Source organism: Sphingomonas plantiphila, from assembly GCF_046000505.1.
Taxonomy (GTDB): Bacteria; Pseudomonadota; Alphaproteobacteria; order Sphingomonadales; family Sphingomonadaceae; genus Sphingomonas; species Sphingomonas plantiphila.
The window spans coordinates 880,198-895,468 of record NZ_JBELQC010000001.1 but is presented as its reverse complement, the minus strand read 5'-3'; the positions used below and the strand labels follow the sequence as shown (position 1 = coordinate 895,468).

The following is a 15,271-nucleotide window of genomic DNA, read 5'->3' as shown; positions in this document are numbered from 1 at the left end:
CGGGGTGTTTCCGGTGCATTTGGAGTTTGTTCGTTGGCGGATATCGCTGCCCTCACCACGATCATCGAGCCGGAGGCGCATGCGCTCGGCTTCGATCTGGTGCGCGTGAAGCTGTTCGGCGGCGAAGGCGACCGTACGCTCCAGATCATGGCCGAGCGGCCCGACACCCGCCAGCTCAACATCGACGATTGCGCCGACCTGTCGCGCCGCATCTCGGACCGGCTGGACGAATTGGAAGAGGCGGGCAAGGATCCGATCCCCGAAGCCTACCGGCTCGAGGTCAGTTCGCCGGGAATCGACCGGCCGCTGACCCGGATCAAGGATTTCGAAGACTGGAAGGGGCATGAGGCCCGCATCACGCTCACCGAGAAGATCGACGGGCGCAAGCAGTTCAAGGGCGACCTTGCCGGGGTTGAGGGCGAAACAATCGCGATCATCGACGGGCATGGCGTGACTCACCATATCGCCTTCGCGACGATCGAGGACGCGAAGCTCGTGATTACCGACCGGCTGATCGCCGCAACCAAACCGCTCTCCACCGAGGGCGCAGACGAATTCGAAGCAGAGGAACAGGACTGATGGCCACCGCCATTTCCGCCAACAAGGCCGAGCTGATCGCCATCGCCAATTCGGTGGCGAGCGAGAAGATGATCGACAAGGCGATCGTCATCGAGGCGATGGAGGACGCGATCGAGCGCGCCGCCAAGAACCGCTATGGCGTGGAGAACGACATCCGCGCGAAGCTCGATCCCAACACCGGCGACCTGCGCCTGTGGCGCGTGGTCGAGGTGGTCGAGGCGGTCGACGACTATTTCAAGCAGGTCGACCTCAAGGGCGCGCAGAAGCTGCAGAAGGACGCGAAGGTCGGCGACTTCATCGTCGATCCGCTGCCCCCGATCGAATTCGGCCGCATCCAGGCGCAGGCATCGAAGCAGATCATCTTCCAGAAGGTCCGCGACGCGGAGCGCGAGCGCCAGTATGAGGAATTCAAGGATCGCCAGGGTGAGATCATCACCGGCGTCGTCAAGCGTGTCGAGTTCGGCCATGTCGTGGTCGATCTGGGCCGCGCCGAGGGCGTGATCCGCCGCGACGCGCAGATCCCGCGCGAAGTGGTCCGCGTCGGCGACCGCGTGCGCAGCCTGATCCTGAAGGTCGTGCGCGAGACGCGCGGGCCGCAGATCTTCCTGTCCCGTGCGCATCCCGACTTCATGAAGAAGCTGTTCGCGCAGGAAGTCCCCGAAATCTACGACGGGATCATCGAGATCAAGGCCGCCGCCCGCGACCCGGGTTCGCGCGCCAAGATCGGCGTGATCAGCCACGATTCGAGCATCGATCCGGTGGGCGCGTGCGTCGGCATGAAGGGCAGCCGCGTCCAGGCAGTCGTTCAGGAGATGCAGGGCGAGAAGATCGACATCATCCCGTGGAGCGAGGACACCGCGACCTTCGTCGTCAACGCGCTGCAGCCGGCCAATGTCGCGCGCGTCGTGATCGACGAAGAGGATGACCGGATCGAAGTGGTCGTTCCCGACGACATGCTGAGCCTCGCCATCGGCCGCCGCGGCCAGAATGTCCGCCTCGCCAGCCAGCTGACCGGCAAGGCGATCGACATCCTGACCGAGACCGATTCGAGCGAGAAGCGCCAGCAGGAATTCGTCGCCAACAGCGAGATGTTCCAGAACGAGCTCGACGTCGACGAGACGCTCGCGCAGCTGCTGGTGGCCGAAGGCTTCAGCGCGCTCGAGGAAGTCGCCTATGTCGAGATCGACGAGCTGGCGAGCATCGAAGGGTTCGACGACGATCTGGCGCAGGAGCTGCAGAGCCGCGCCGCCGAGGCGCTCGAGCGGCGCGAGGAAGCGAACCGCGAAGCGCGGCGCGCGCTGGGCGTCGAGGACGATCTGGCGACCATGCCCTATCTGACCGAAGCGATGCTGGTCACGCTGGGCAAGGCCGGGATCAAGACGCTCGACGATCTCGCCGATCTCGCCACCGACGAGCTGGTCGCCAAGAAGCGTGCGGAGCCGCGCCGTCGCGGCGATGGCCCGGCAGCGCCGGTGCGCGAGGCCGACAAGGGCGGCGTGCTCGGCGAGTACGGCCTGACCGACGAGCAGGGCAACGAGATCATCATGGCTGCGCGTGCGCACTGGTTCGAAGACGAGCCGGCCGCCGCCGAGGAAGCCGGCGCCGCCGGTGAGGAGGACGCTGTTGCGGACTCCGAACAATGAGCGCACCGCTGAACTGACGGAGCGTCAGCGTGCGGATGGGACACCCATCCGCACCTGCATCCTCTCGCGCGAGGGTCAGCCTCGCGACGGGCTCATCCGGCTTGCGCTGTCCCCCGACGGCGACGTGCTGCCCGATGTCCGCGCCAAGGCGCCCGGGCGCGGGGCATGGATCGGCGTGACCCGCGCCGAACTGGATGCGAGCGGCAAGCAGCTGCGCGGGGCGTTGTCGCGCGCGTTCAAGACCGGCGAGATCGCGATTCCCGACGATCTCGGCGCGCGGATCGTCGCGCAGCTCGAGCGCGCGTTCCTCGATCGGTTGGGGCTGGAGGCGAAGGCCGGCCATGTCGTGATCGGCGGCGAGCGGATCGAAAAGGCGGGGCGGATGGGCAAGCTGCATCTGTTGATGCACGCGTCGGATGCGGGTGCCGACGGCTCGCGCAAGCTCGACCAGGCGCTGCGTGTAGGCACCGACCGGGAGGGTTCGGGGGACACGGGGTTCACATTGCCGCTGCCCCGCACCATATTGTCCTTGGCCCTTGGCCGCGAAAATGTGGTACATGTTGGCCTCACCGACGCCAGAGCGGCGGGTCGGGTGCGCGACGCACTCGACCGTCTGCTCCATTTTATCGGACCCGAACCGGCCGCGTAGCCTTGCGTAACCCACGCACAAGGCGCATCGGACCATTGCGGCGACCAGACGAACGACGAAGAAGCAGGATAGAGACTTGAGCGATACCGAAAACGAAAAGCCGAAACTCGGAATGCGCCAGCCATTGGGGCTGAAGCGCACGGTCGAGACCGGCAAGGTGAAGCAGAGCTTCAGCCACGGACGCTCGAACACCGTCGTGGTCGAAGTGAAGCGCCGTCGCGTGCTGGGCCCGCAATCGGGAGCCCCGCAGGAAGAGGCCGCGCCGCCGCCGCCCGCACCGGCTGCCGCACCGCCGCCGCCCGCCCCCGCACCGCGCCCGGCGGCTCCGTCGGGCGAGACCGCGCAGGAGCGCCAGGCACGCCTGCTGCGCGAGGCCGAGGAACAGCGCATGCAGGCGCTGGAGGAAGCGCGCCGGCGCGAGGAGCGCGAGCGCGCCGAGGCGGCCGAAGCCGAGCAGCGTCGCGCCGAGGAAAAGGCGCGCGCCGAAGCCGAGGCGGCGAAGGCCCCCAAGGTCGAGGCCAAGCCAGAGCCGGTCGAGGAAGCCAAGCCCGAACCCGCGGCCCCCAAGGCGGCACCCGAGCCTGCCGCGCCCGAACCGGTCGCGCTGCAGCTCGACCCGACGCGCCCTGCGCCGCGCCGCTTCACCCCGGTTCAGCGTCCCGAAATTCCGCGCCCGGCACCCGCCAAGGCGGAGCCGGCGGCACCTGCGCCGTCCGCATCCACCGGTGGCGGGGCAGCCAGCCCGCGTTCGGCCAATCTCGGTCCGAACCGTGCCCCCGCGCGTGCGCCCGAGCCGCAGCGTCCGCAGCAGCGTGATCGCAAGGGCGACGAGCGCCGCGGCGGCAAGCTGACCGTCAACCGCGCGCTGGGTGGCGAGGATGGTGCCCGTGCGCGCAGCCTCGCGGCGCTCAAGCGTGCGCGTGAAAAGGAACATCGCCGCCATTCCGGCCCGCGCGAGCCGCAGGTCAAGCAGGTCCGCGACGTCAAGGTGCCGGAAACGATCACCGTGTCCGAACTCGCCAACCGCATGGCGGAAAAGGGCGCGGACCTGGTCAAGGCGCTGTTCAAGATGGGCATGCCCGTCACGCTGACCCAGTCGATCGATCAGGACACCGCCGAGCTGCTGGTTACCGAATTCGGCCACAACATCGTGCGCGTCAGCGACAGCGACATCGATCTGGTGCTCGACACCGATACCGATGCCGAGGATGCGCTGAAGCCGCGTCCGCCGGTGGTGACGATCATGGGCCATGTCGATCACGGCAAGACCAGCCTGCTCGACGCGCTGCGCGGAACCGACGTGGTGCGCGGCGAGGCCGGTGGCATCACCCAGCATATCGGCGCCTATCAGGTGACGCTGAAGGACAAGTCGAAGATCACCTTCCTCGACACCCCGGGCCACGAGGCGTTTTCGGAGATGCGCGCGCGTGGTGCGAACGTCACCGACATCGTCGTGCTGGTGGTCGCCGCAGACGACGGGCTGATGCCGCAGACGATCGAGGCGATCAACCACACCAAGGCGGCGGGCGTGCCGATGATCGTCGCGATCAACAAGATCGACAAGCCCGAGGCCAATGCCCAGAAGGTGCGCGAGCGCCTGCTGGAGCATGACGTGCAGGTCGAGGCGATGGGCGGCGAGACGCAGGACGTCGAGGTGTCCGCGCTCAAGAAGACCGGACTCGACGACCTCATCGAGAAGATCCAGCTGCAGGCCGAGCTGAGCGAGCTCAAGGCCAATCCCGATCGCGCCGCCGAAGGCAATGTGGTCGAGGCCAAGCTCGACAAGGGTCGCGGCCCGGTGGCGACCGTGCTGGTGACGCGCGGCACGCTGCGCGTCGGCGACGTGTTCGTCGTCGGTGCGGAGAGCGGCAAGGTGCGTGCACTGGTCGACGACAAGGGACGCCAGATCAAGGAAGCCGGCCCTTCGACCCCGGTCGAGGTGCTCGGCCTGTCGGGCGTGCCGATGGCGGGCGACCTGCTGCAGGTCGTCGAGAACGAGGCGCGCGCCCGCGAAGTCGCGGAATATCGCGCCAGCGTGATCCAGCAGAAGCGGACCACGTCCAGCCCGGCGAGCCTCGAGAGCATGTTCAGTGCGCTCAAGGAAAAGCAGGCGATGGAATATCCGCTGGTCGTCAAGGCGGATACCCAGGGCACGGTCGAGGCGATCGTCGCGGCGATCAACAAGATCAGCACCGACGACATCAAGGCGCGCGTGCTGCACGCGGGCGTCGGCGGCATCACCGAGAGCGACGTGAACGCGGCTGCGGCCTCGGGCGCGCCGATCATCGGCTTCAACGTTCGCCCGAACGCCAAGGCACGTGAGATCGCCGATCGCCACAAGGTCGCGTTCAAATATTATGACGTGATCTACGAACTCACCGACGAGATCCGCGCCGGCATGGCGGGGCAGCTTGGTCCGGAGGCGTTCGAGACGGTGGTCGGCCGCGCCGAGATCAAGGAAGTCTTCAGCGCCGGCAAGCATGGCAAGGCGGCCGGCCTGTTGGTCACCGACGGGGCGATCCGCAAGGCGCTCAAGGCCCGCATCACGCGCGACGACGTCATCATCTACCAGGGCGAGATCGCGTCGCTGCGCCGCTTCAAGGACGATGTCGCCGAAGTCCGCGCCGGCCTGGAATGCGGTGTGACGTTCAGCCAGAACTTCACCGACATCAAGCCGGGCGACTATCTCGAAACCTATGAGGTCGAGCTGCGCGAACGGACGCTGTGATCGAATAGCCCTCTCCCCTTCAGGGGAGAGGGTTGGGAGAGGGGCCTGTCCCTCAGCCGGACGGTGGCAGTCTCGTACTGCCCCTCTCCCCGGCCCTCTCCCCGCAAGCGGGGAGAGGGAGAAATATGAAGCACAACGACACCCCTGAAACCCGCTCCGTCCGCTTGCTGCGCGTGGGCGAGCAGGTGCGCCATATCCTGTCCGACATCCTTGCGCGCGGGGAGGTGCACGACGATGTGCTCGCCAGCCATGTGGTGAGCGTGACCGAAGTGCGCATGTCGCCCGATCTGCGCCACGCCACCGTCTTCGTGAAGCCGCTGCTGGGCAAGGACGAGGAGGCGGTGATCAAGGCGCTGCGCACCAACACCGCCTATCTGCAGCGCGAGGTCGCCGGGCGGATGAAGATGAAATATGCCGCTCGGCTCAAATTCCTGGCCGACGAGAGCTTCGACGAGGGCAGCCATATCGATCAGCTACTGCGCGACCCCAAGGTGGCGCGCGACCTCGATGATACGGACGCGGACTAAACGCGATCAGGATTGCTGGCGCAGCGTGATGTCGAGATCGACGGTCACCCTGCGGCCGACGATGAGGCGATAGCCCGTCATTCCGAAATCGGTGCGGTCGAGCGTCGTGCGGCCGCTGAGGTGCAGCGACTGCGTCGCCGCCGTTTGAGAGATCGGTCGAGAAAACACCACGTCGAGCGTGACCGGGCGCGGTACGCCGCGCGCGGTGAGCGTCCCCTCGATCGTCGCGTGGGTCGGATCGAGCAGCCGCAGGTGACCGCCAACGAAGCGGACTTCCCGGGTATGCGCGACATCGAAGAATGCGGGACCCCTCAGCCGATTGCGGGTAAGGTCGTCGTCCGCAGTCAGCGCCGATGCGTCGAGACTGACGTCGATCGCGATCCTGGAAGGATCCGCAGGGTCGATCGCGACCGATCCTGCGACGTGTGGAAAGCGTGCGCGCCGGGTGGTCACGCCGAAGAAAGCGACGCGGGCGGTGGCGGAACTGGTCGGATCGACTGCGTAGTGCTGCGCTACCGGCGCCGCGTCGGCCGCAGGGACAAGGGCCACCATCGCGGCTGCAATCCAACGCATCATCGTCACACTCCTGATATGACGCTCCGCCTGCCTGCGATCGTTGTCAAGGCCGTGGCGCTGCGGCGGGTTTCCCGGCAAAAGCGGGACATGGCCAAGCTCTATTTCTATTATGCCAGCATGAATGCGGGGAAATCGACCACGTTGTTGCAGGCCGATTTCAACTATCGCGAGCGGGGGATGCGAACGCTGCTGTTCACGGCGGCGCTCGACGACCGTTCGGGCGCGGGGCGGATCGCGTCGCGGATCGGGCTGGATGCCGAAGCGACCGGCTTCGCCGCCGACACCGACCTGCGGCTGCATGTCGAGCGGGAGATGGACCAGGGCCCGGTTCATTGCGTGCTCGTTGACGAGGCGCAGTTCCTGACCGCGGCGCAGGTCGATCAGCTCGCCTCGGTCGCCGATGTGCTGGGCGTTCCGGTGCTCGCCTACGGACTGCGCACCGATTTTCGGGGCAGCCTGTTCCCCGGATCGGCGCAGTTGCTGGCGCTCGCCGACTCGCTGGTCGAGATCAAGTCGGTGTGCCGTTGTGGGCGCAAGGCGACGATGAACCTGCGCGTCGATGCCGAGGGGCGGGCGGTGGCCGAAGGCGCGCAGACCGAGGTCGGCGGCAACGACCGCTATGTCGCGCTGTGCCGCCGTCATTTCACCGAAGCGCTGTCCGCCGCCGACTGATCCGTCCCGGGCCGAGGGATCGCTAGCGAAGCGCGCCGGCAGCGCCTAGATCGCCGGGATGAACCCCGATTCCATCATCTATCGCGCCGCCGTGTGGATCATCCCGCTGGTGATCGCGATCGTCTTTCATGAAGTTGCGCACGGTCTGGCGGCGCGCGCGCTGGGCGATCCGACTGCGGCGGAGCGCAAGCGGCTGTCGCTCAATCCGCTGCGCCATGTCGATCCGATCGGGACCGTGATTCTGCCGCTGATCCTGGCGGTGACCAAGATGCCGGTGTTCGGCTGGGCGAAGCCGGTGCCGGTCAACCATGCGCGGCTGCGCAATCCGCGCGGCGGGATGGTGCTGGTGGCGCTGGCCGGGCCGGGCATGAACCTGCTGCTCGCGCTGGTCGGGGCGGTGCTGATCGGCCTGTTGTTCGCGATGACGGGCGAGGCGGAGTTAGGGCCGATAGGCGCGTTCGCGGCGGAGAATCTGTTCAACTTCGTTGCGGTGAACGTCTTCCTCGCGCTGTTCAATCTGCTTCCCGTTCCGCCATTCGATGGCGGCCATGTGGTCGAGGGGCTGTTGCCGCTCGCGCTCGCGGCGCGCTGGGCGTCGCTCGCCAAATTCGGATTTCCGCTGCTGTTCATCCTGCTGCTGGTGGTGCCGACGATCTGGCCTGACGCGAATATCGTCGAGCGTGTCGTGCTGCCACCTGCGCAAGCGGTCAGCGCCTGGTACTTCGCGATCGCCGCGATGATCGCCGGCTGATGCACGGCTGGATCATCCTCGACAAACCGCTCGGCCTCGGCTCGACCCAGGGGGTGAGCGCGGTCAAGCGCGCGCTGCGCGACAGCGGCTATGGGCCAAAGCTGCGCGACCTGCCCAAGGTCGGGCATGGCGGCACGCTCGACCCGCTCGCGACCGGCGTGCTGCCCATCGCGGTGGGCGAGGCGACCAAGCTCGCCGGGCGGATGCTCGACAGCGACAAGGTCTATGACTTCACGATCAGCTTCGGAATCGAGACCGACACGCTCGATCTCGAGGGCAGGCCCGTTGCCGAATCGGACGTGCGCCCGACGCGCGAGCAGGTCGAAGCCGTGCTGCCGCGCTTTACCGGGCCGATCGACCAGGTCCCGCCCGCCTATTCCGCGCTCAAGGTCGATGGCGCGCGCGCCTATGATCTGGCGCGCAAGGGAGAAGCGGTGACGCTCGCGACGCGCGCGGTCACGATCCATGCGCTGACGCTGCGCGACAGCGATGGCGAATCGGCGACGCTGACCGCGCATGTCTCGAAGGGCACCTATATCCGCAGCCTTGCGCGCGATATCGCGCTGGCGCTGGGCAGCGTCGGCCATGTCACCATGCTCCGCCGCGTGAAAGCGGGCGCGTTCACGCTCGATTCCGCGATATCGCTGGACAAATTGGCTGAGGCCGCTATGGGCCGCACCCTTGAACAATGCCTCCTGCCGCTGAGGGCGGGGCTGGACGACATCCCGGCTCTACTCCTCGAACCCGGTCAGGCAGGGGCTCTCCGCCAGGGGAAAGTGCTGACCGGGATTGCCGCTGACGATGGCCAACACTTCGCGCTGGACGGCGATACGCCGGTCGCGCTGGTCGCGGTTTCGGACGGAAACGTCCGGGTCGTGCGCGGCTTCAACCTGTAGAACGATGTCGAAGGAAGACACATGACGATCACGACCGAGCGCAAGGCTGAACTGACCAAGGAACACGGACGCGCCGAAGGCGATACCGGAAGCCCCGAGGTACAGATCGCGATCCTGACCGAGCGCATCGTCAACCTGACCGAGCACTTCAAGGGCCATGCGAAGGACAACCATTCGCGCCGTGGCCTGCTGATGATGGTCAACAAGCGCCGCAGCCTCCTCGACTACCTCCGCAAGACGGACGGGGATCGCTACACCGCACTCATCGCGAAGCTCGGGCTTCGCAAGTAACCGGAAAGGCGGCCTTCGGGTCGCCTTTTTGCCATTCCGGGCATGGGCCCGGACCCTGGGTCACCGGCAATTCGGCCACCGACCCGCACCAGGGGTGACGTCACTCCGCACCGCGCAAGCCGGACAGCTTGCACACAGGCCCCGGGCGCATTGGGCGTCCGGTCCAAAGGAAATCAGATGTTCGACAAGAAGACCGTATCGATCGAGTGGGGCGGACAAACCCTGACACTCGAAACCGGGCAGGTTGCCCGTCAGGCCGATGGCGCCGTGATGGCGACGCTCGGCGAAACCGTGGTGCTGTGCGCCGTCACCGCCGCCAAGTCGGTGAAGGAAGGGCAGGATTTCTTCCCGCTCACCGTGCACTATCAGGAAAAATTCTCGGCCGCCGGGCGCATCCCGGGCGGCTTCTTCAAGCGTGAGCGCGGCGCGACCGAAAAGGAAACGCTGACCAGCCGCCTGATCGACCGTCCGATCCGCCCGTTGTTCCCGGAAGGGTTCTACAACGAAATCAACGTGATCTGCCAGGTGCTGTCCTATGATGGCGAGAACGAGCCGGACATCCTCGCGATGGTCGCGGCCTCGGCTGCGCTGACGATCTCGGGCGTGCCCTTCATGGGCCCGATCGGCGCGGCACGCGTCGGCTATGTCGACGGCGAATACGTCCTCAACCCGACCACCGAGCAGGTTGCCGAGGGCGACCTCGACCTCGTCGTCGCCGCCACCGGCAATGCGGTGATGATGGTCGAATCCGAAGCCAAGGAGCTGTCGGAAGACGTCATGCTCGGCGCCGTCCAGTTCGCGCACAAGGCATGCAAGCAGGCCGTCAACGCGATCATCGACCTGGCCGAGAAGGCCGCGAAGGATCCGTGGGAAATGGCCGAGCAGGCCGACCTGTCGGCCGCCAAGGACAAGCTCAAGAAGCTGATCGGCAAGGATATCGCCGCCGCCTACAAGGTGACCGACAAGTCCAAGCGTTCGGGCCTGCTCAACGATGCGCGCGCCAAGGCGAAGGAAGCATTCGCCGACGCCACGCCGCAGGACCAGATGGCCGCGATGAAGTTGGTCAAAAAGCTGGAAGCGGAGATCGTTCGTGGCGCCATCCTCAAGGACGGCACCCGCATCGACGGTCGCTCGACCACCCAGATCCGTCCGATCGAGGCGATGGTCCACTTCCTGCCGCGCGCACATGGTTCGGCGCTGTTCACCCGTGGCGAGACGCAGGCGATCTGCACCACCACGCTGGGCACCAAGGACGCCGAGCAGATGATCGACGGGCTGGACGGCCTGTCCTACTCGAACTTCATGCTCCACTATAACTTCCCGCCCTATTCGGTCGGTGAAGTCGGCCGCTTCGGCGCGCCGGGCCGTCGCGAAGTCGGCCATGGCAAGCTGGCCTGGCGTGCGCTGCACCCGGTGCTGCCGAGCAAGGACGAGTTCCCCTACACGATCCGCGTTCTGTCGGACATCACCGAGTCGAACGGCTCGTCGTCGATGGCGACGGTGTGCGGCGGTTCGCTGTCGATGATGGACGCGGGCGTTCCGCTCAAGCGTCCGGTGTCGGGCATCGCCATGGGCCTGATCCTGGAGGGCAAGGATTTCGCGATCCTGTCCGACATTCTGGGTGACGAGGACCATCTCGGCGACATGGACTTCAAGGTTGCCGGCACGTCCGAGGGCATCACCACGATGCAGATGGACATTAAGGTCGCCGGCATCACCGACGAGATCATGCGCGTCGCGCTCGAGCAGGCCAAGGAAGGCCGTGCGCACATCCTGGGCGAGATGAACAAGGCGCTGGGCGAGACCCGCACCGAGCTGTCGGCGCACGCGCCGCGCATCGAGACGATGCAGATCGACAAGTCGAAGATCCGCGACGTCATCGGCACCGGCGGCAAGGTGATCCGCGAGATCGTCGCGACCACCGGCGCCAAGGTCGACATCGACGACGAGGGTATCATCAAGGTGTCGTCGTCCGACGTGAGCCAGATCGAAGCCGCGATGAACTGGATCAAGGGCATCGTCGAAGAGGCCGAGGTCGGCAAGATCTACAACGGCAAGGTCGTCAACCTGGTCGATTTCGGCGCGTTCGTGAACTTCATGGGCGGCAAGGACGGCCTGGTTCACGTTTCGGAGATCAAGAACGAGCGCGTCGAGAAGGTCAGCGACGTCCTGAGCGAAGGTCAGGAGGTCAAGGTCAAGGTGCTCGAGATCGACCAGCGCGGGAAGGTTCGGCTGTCGATGCGTGTTGTCGATCAGGAGACGGGCGAAGAGCTGGAAGATACCCGTCCGGCACGCGAACCGCGCGAGCGTGGCGACCGCGAGGGTGGTCGTGGCGGCGATCGTCGTCGCGACGGTGGCCGGGGCGGCGACCGCGATCGCGGTCCGCGCCGCGACCGCGGCGACCGCAACGATCGCCCGCGCGGCGAGCGTTCGGAAGCGAAGGACGAGGGCGGCGAAAATATCGGCCTCCCCGCCTTCCTGACCGGCGGCAGCGACGACTGATCGATCTTCGGATCGGAAAGGAACAGGGCTCCGGGAAACCGGGGCCCTTTTTCTTGGGGCAAGCTCAGTCGATCTTGAGCCGGTAGCCCACCGCCGGTTCGTTGACGATCAGCGCGGGGTGCGCCGGATCGCGCTCGATCTTGCGGCGCAACGCACGGATCGCGACGCGCAGATAATCGATCTGCCGCTCATGCGCCGGACCCCAGGCGGTCTTCAGCAGATGGGCGTGCGTCAGCACGCGGCCCGGATGGCGTGCCAGCTCGGCGAGCACGGCATATTCCTTGGGCGCGAGGTGCACCGGCGCGCCATCGCGGAACACCGCGCGGCGGAACAGGTCGATCGTGACGCCGTCGATCTCAATCGGCGGTTGCGCTTCATTGGGTTCGAGTTCGATCAGATTGGCAAGATAGCGGTCGATGCGTGCTGCCTCGGCACCGATCGCCCCGACGAGCGCGCGGTCGCCCGACCCCTGTCGGCGCAACGCATCGACCGTATCGGCGATCTGGCGGACGGGCTCGCCCAGATCCTGACCGATCGAGGCGAGCAGCGTGGAGCGCACCTGATCGCGCTCGCGCAGCCGGGCGAATTCGCGCGCCGCATGCTCCAGCCGGCTGCGTTCCAGCGCGAGCGCGACCTGATCGAGCAGGCTTTCGAGCACCTGTTGCTGGCCGCGCGCGATCGCCGGGACGCCGTCGTCGCGCGCGAAACCGAAGGTGGCGATGGTCGAGGCGCCCGATCGCACCGGATGGAACTGCCATTCGGTGGGCACGCTGCGCATCACCCCGCGCCCCGCGCTTTCGCCGGTGTCGAGGACCAGCGCGGCGACGGCGATATCGGCGGGCGTGAGGTGCATCGGCGTCGGCGCGCTTCCCAGCAGCTGCGGCTCGGGGGTTCCGCGCGCGAGCACGACGTTGCAGCCGAAGATTTCGCTCAGCGCGCGGGTGCTGCCATCGATCACGTCGCGTTCGCTGGCATATCCCAGCAGCTGACCGGCAAGGCTGGCGATCGTCGCGTTGCGTGCCGCTTCAGCGCGCGCCAGCCGCGCCTGATGACGCACCGATGCGGCCAGCTGGCTGGTCACAATGGCGATGGCGAACAGCGCCAGCACGGTCAGCACGTCATTGGGGTGATCGATGTGGAAGCTGAGGCGCGGGGCGGTGAAATAATAGTTGTACGCCAGCGCTGCCGCCGCTGCGGCGAGCAATGCCGGTCCGCGCCCGGCAAGCACGGCGGCGGCGAGCACTGCGGGGAGGTAGAGCAGGTCCACCGCCGAATTGCCCCAGCGCGGCGCGATCGCGAGGCCGATCAGCGTGGCGGCGGCGACGAACAGCGCGGCCTCCAGATAGCCGCGCAGGACGCGGGCGGGCGAGGGGGTGTCGGGGAGGGAGTCGGTCATATCGGCTAGGTGCGCCCGACTCTGGCCGACGTCGAGAGGCGGAGGGCGTTCTTCGGTGTTTCTTCATGGGCCAGTGATGCGATCCACATGGAATCTTCATGGCGCCGCGCCGCACATCGCGCGCCATGACACATGGTCCTTCCCCCGTCCCGGCGCCCGCGCCGGGTGCCCCCGCCCGCCATTCGCTGCCAGCACTGATGCTCGGCGCGATCGGTGTCGTCTATGGCGACATCGGCACGTCGCCGCTCTATGCGATGAAGGAGACGTTCATCGGGCCGCACCCGCTCGCGGTGTCGCAGGCGCATATCTTCGGCGTGCTCAGCCTGATCTTCTGGTCGTTGATGCTGGTCGTCACGCTCAAATATGTCTTCGTCGCGATGCGCGCGGACAATGGCGGCGAGGGGGGCTCGTTCGCGCTGCTGGCGCTGATCTCGCGCCACCTGGGCGACCGGCGCTGGGCGGGTGGCCTGGTGATGATGGGCGTGCTCGCGACCGCGCTGTTCTATGGCGACGCGATGATCACCCCGGCGATCTCGGTGCTGTCCGCGGTCGAGGGGCTGACGGTGGTCGAGGCGCGGCTCGCGCCGCTGGTGCTGCCGATCGCGATCGTCATCCTGATCGGCCTGTTCCTGATCCAGGCGCGCGGCACGGCGAAGGTCGGCGCGATCTTCGGGCCGGTGGTTCTGGTCTATATGGCGACACTGGCCACGCTCGGCATCTGGAACATCGCCCGGCATCCGGACATCCTCGGCGCGCTCAGCCCGCACTGGGCCGTACTGTTCTTCCTTCAGGACCCGACCATCGCCTTTCTCGCCATGGGATCGGTGTTCCTCGCGGTCACCGGCGCGGAGACGCTGTACGCCGATATGGGCCATTTCGGCCGCCGCGCGGTGAGCTATTCGTGGCTGCTGCTCGCCTATCCCTGCCTGATGCTCAACTATTTCGGGCAGGGCGCGTTGCTGCTCGGCACGCCGTCGGCGGTCGAGAACCCCTTCTACCTGATGGCCCCCGAATGGGCGCGGCTGCCGCTGGTGCTGATCGCCACCGCCGCCACGGTGATCGCCAGCCAGGCGGTGATTTCCGGAGCCTTTTCGGTGACGCAGCAGGCGGTTCAGCTCGGCTTCCTGCCGCGGTTGCGCATCACGCACACGAGCGCGCGGGCGGCCGGGCAGATCTATATCCCGGCGGTAAACTGGGGCTTGCTCGCGATGGTGATCCTGCTCGTCCTCGGATTTCGCGAATCGACCAAGCTCGCCTCGGCCTATGGCATAGCGGTCAGCGGCACGATGATCATCACGACGCTGATGCTGGCCGTGCTCATCTTCCAGGTGTGGAAGTGGAACCGGCTGCTCGCGACGCTCACCATCGCGCTGTTCCTGGTCGTGGACGGCATCTTCTTCGCCTCGAACGTCACCAAGATCCTGGACGGGGGGTGGTTTCCGCTGGTCGTCGCGGCGGTCATCTTCACCGTGCTGACGACCTGGGCGCGCGGGCGCACGCTGATGCGGCAGCAGGTCGAACAGGACGCAATGCCGCTCGGCGTGTTCGTCAAGTCGGTCGAGTCGATCCATCGCGTCGGCGGAACCGCGATCTTCCTGTCGAGCAGCGCCGAGGGGGTTCCGCCCGCCCTGCTCCACAACCTCAAGCACAATCAGGTCATCCATGAGCGCGTGCTGATCCTGACGGTCCACGTCCGGGACGTGCCGCATGTCCCGGTCGCCGAGCGGGTCGAGGCGCACGCGATCGGCGCCAACTTCCACCGCGTGACGCTGCATTACGGGTTTATGGAGGAGGTCGACGTGCCGCGCGATCTGGCGCTGCTGGGCGGATGCGGGGCGCCGTTCGACATGATGCGGACGAGCTTCTTCCTGGGCCGCCAGAAACTGCTTCCCGCGCGCGAGCGGCCGGGCATGGCGCTGTGGCGCGAGAAGCTGTTCGCCAAGCTGATGCAGAGTTCGGAAAGCGCGATGGAGTTCTTCAAGCTGCCGACCAACCGCGTCGTCGAGCTGGGGAGCCAGGTGCGTATCTGAGGCAGCGGGCGGGCGACGCGGGGTTTGCCCG

The 15,271-nt window shown here is 66.9% G+C and carries 13 protein-coding genes; 11 read left to right on the top strand and 2 right to left on the bottom strand.

Annotation, left to right across the window (positions count from 1 at the left end; all coding sequences use genetic code 11):
* Positions 1 to 33 precede the first annotated feature (33 nt).
* The 5 genes from rimP (at position 34) to rbfA (ending at position 6,126) form a co-directional block, all read left to right on the top strand.
* Positions 34 to 579, top strand: coding sequence for a ribosome maturation protein RimP (rimP, locus tag ABS767_RS04290; protein ID WP_408077121.1), 546 nt, complete (start codon positions 34 to 36; stop codon positions 577 to 579).
* Positions 579 to 2,222 (top strand): transcription termination factor NusA, encoded by a 1,644-nt coding sequence (gene nusA, locus ABS767_RS04285; protein WP_408077120.1) that lies wholly within the window; start codon positions 579 to 581, stop codon positions 2,220 to 2,222. Before rimP ends, nusA begins: the two co-directional genes overlap by 1 nt.
* Positions 2,223 to 2,235: 13 nt before the next feature.
* The gene (locus ABS767_RS04280) at positions 2,236 to 2,871 is read left to right on the top strand and encodes a DUF448 domain-containing protein (protein ID WP_408078648.1); all 636 of its coding nucleotides are present in this window, start codon (positions 2,236 to 2,238) and stop codon (positions 2,869 to 2,871) included.
* A 76-nt stretch (positions 2,872 to 2,947) separates the two neighbouring features.
* The gene (gene infB, locus ABS767_RS04275) at positions 2,948 to 5,599 is read left to right on the top strand and encodes a translation initiation factor IF-2 (protein ID WP_408077119.1); all 2,652 of its coding nucleotides are present in this window, start codon (positions 2,948 to 2,950) and stop codon (positions 5,597 to 5,599) included.
* A 125-nt stretch (positions 5,600 to 5,724) separates the two neighbouring features.
* On the top strand, positions 5,725 to 6,126 hold the full coding sequence (rbfA, locus tag ABS767_RS04270) for a 30S ribosome-binding factor RbfA (protein WP_408077118.1): 402 nt from the start codon (positions 5,725 to 5,727) through the stop codon (positions 6,124 to 6,126).
* Positions 6,127 to 6,132: 6 nt separating this feature from the next.
* Here rbfA and ABS767_RS04265 read toward each other — a convergent pair whose 3' ends face one another.
* Positions 6,133 to 6,702, bottom strand: a complete 570-nt coding sequence (locus ABS767_RS04265) for a YceI family protein (protein WP_408077117.1) — start codon at positions 6,700 to 6,702, stop codon at positions 6,133 to 6,135.
* 87 nt (positions 6,703 to 6,789) lie between these two features.
* Between ABS767_RS04265 and ABS767_RS04260 the strand changes: the two genes are divergently transcribed.
* The 5 genes from ABS767_RS04260 to pnp all read left to right on the top strand — a co-directional run bounded on the left by ABS767_RS04260 (position 6,790) and on the right by pnp (position 11,814).
* Positions 6,790 to 7,374: a thymidine kinase gene (locus tag ABS767_RS04260; protein WP_408077116.1), complete on the top strand. Its 585-nt coding sequence runs from the start codon at positions 6,790 to 6,792 to the stop codon at positions 7,372 to 7,374.
* A 58-nt stretch (positions 7,375 to 7,432) separates the two neighbouring features.
* Entirely contained in the window at positions 7,433 to 8,125 is a 693-nt protein-coding gene (locus tag ABS767_RS04255; protein ID WP_408077115.1) for a site-2 protease family protein, read from the top strand.
* Positions 8,125 to 9,021, top strand: a complete 897-nt coding sequence (gene truB / locus ABS767_RS04250; RefSeq protein WP_408077114.1) for a tRNA pseudouridine(55) synthase TruB — start codon at positions 8,125 to 8,127, stop codon at positions 9,019 to 9,021. Before ABS767_RS04255 ends, truB begins: the two co-directional genes overlap by 1 nt.
* 21 nt (positions 9,022 to 9,042) lie before the next feature.
* Positions 9,043 to 9,312 carry a 30S ribosomal protein S15 gene (gene rpsO / locus ABS767_RS04245; RefSeq protein ID WP_408077113.1) on the top strand — a complete coding sequence of 90 codons (270 nt, stop codon included), beginning with the start codon at positions 9,043 to 9,045 and terminating at the stop codon, positions 9,310 to 9,312.
* A 177-nt stretch (positions 9,313 to 9,489) separates the two neighbouring features.
* Positions 9,490 to 11,814: a polyribonucleotide nucleotidyltransferase gene (gene pnp, locus ABS767_RS04240; protein ID WP_408077112.1), complete on the top strand. Its 2,325-nt coding sequence runs from the start codon at positions 9,490 to 9,492 to the stop codon at positions 11,812 to 11,814.
* A gap of 64 nt (positions 11,815 to 11,878) precedes the next feature.
* Here pnp and ABS767_RS04235 read toward each other — a convergent pair whose 3' ends face one another.
* Positions 11,879 to 13,210 (bottom strand): DUF4118 domain-containing protein, encoded by a 1,332-nt coding sequence (locus ABS767_RS04235; protein WP_408077111.1) that lies wholly within the window; start codon positions 13,208 to 13,210, stop codon positions 11,879 to 11,881.
* 125 nt (positions 13,211 to 13,335) lie between these two features.
* On the opposite strand from ABS767_RS04235, the gene ABS767_RS04230 reads away from it, so the two are divergent.
* Positions 13,336 to 15,240, top strand: coding sequence for a potassium transporter Kup (locus tag ABS767_RS04230; protein ID WP_408077110.1), 1,905 nt, complete (start codon positions 13,336 to 13,338; stop codon positions 15,238 to 15,240).
* The last annotated feature ends 31 nt before the right edge of the window (positions 15,241 to 15,271 follow it).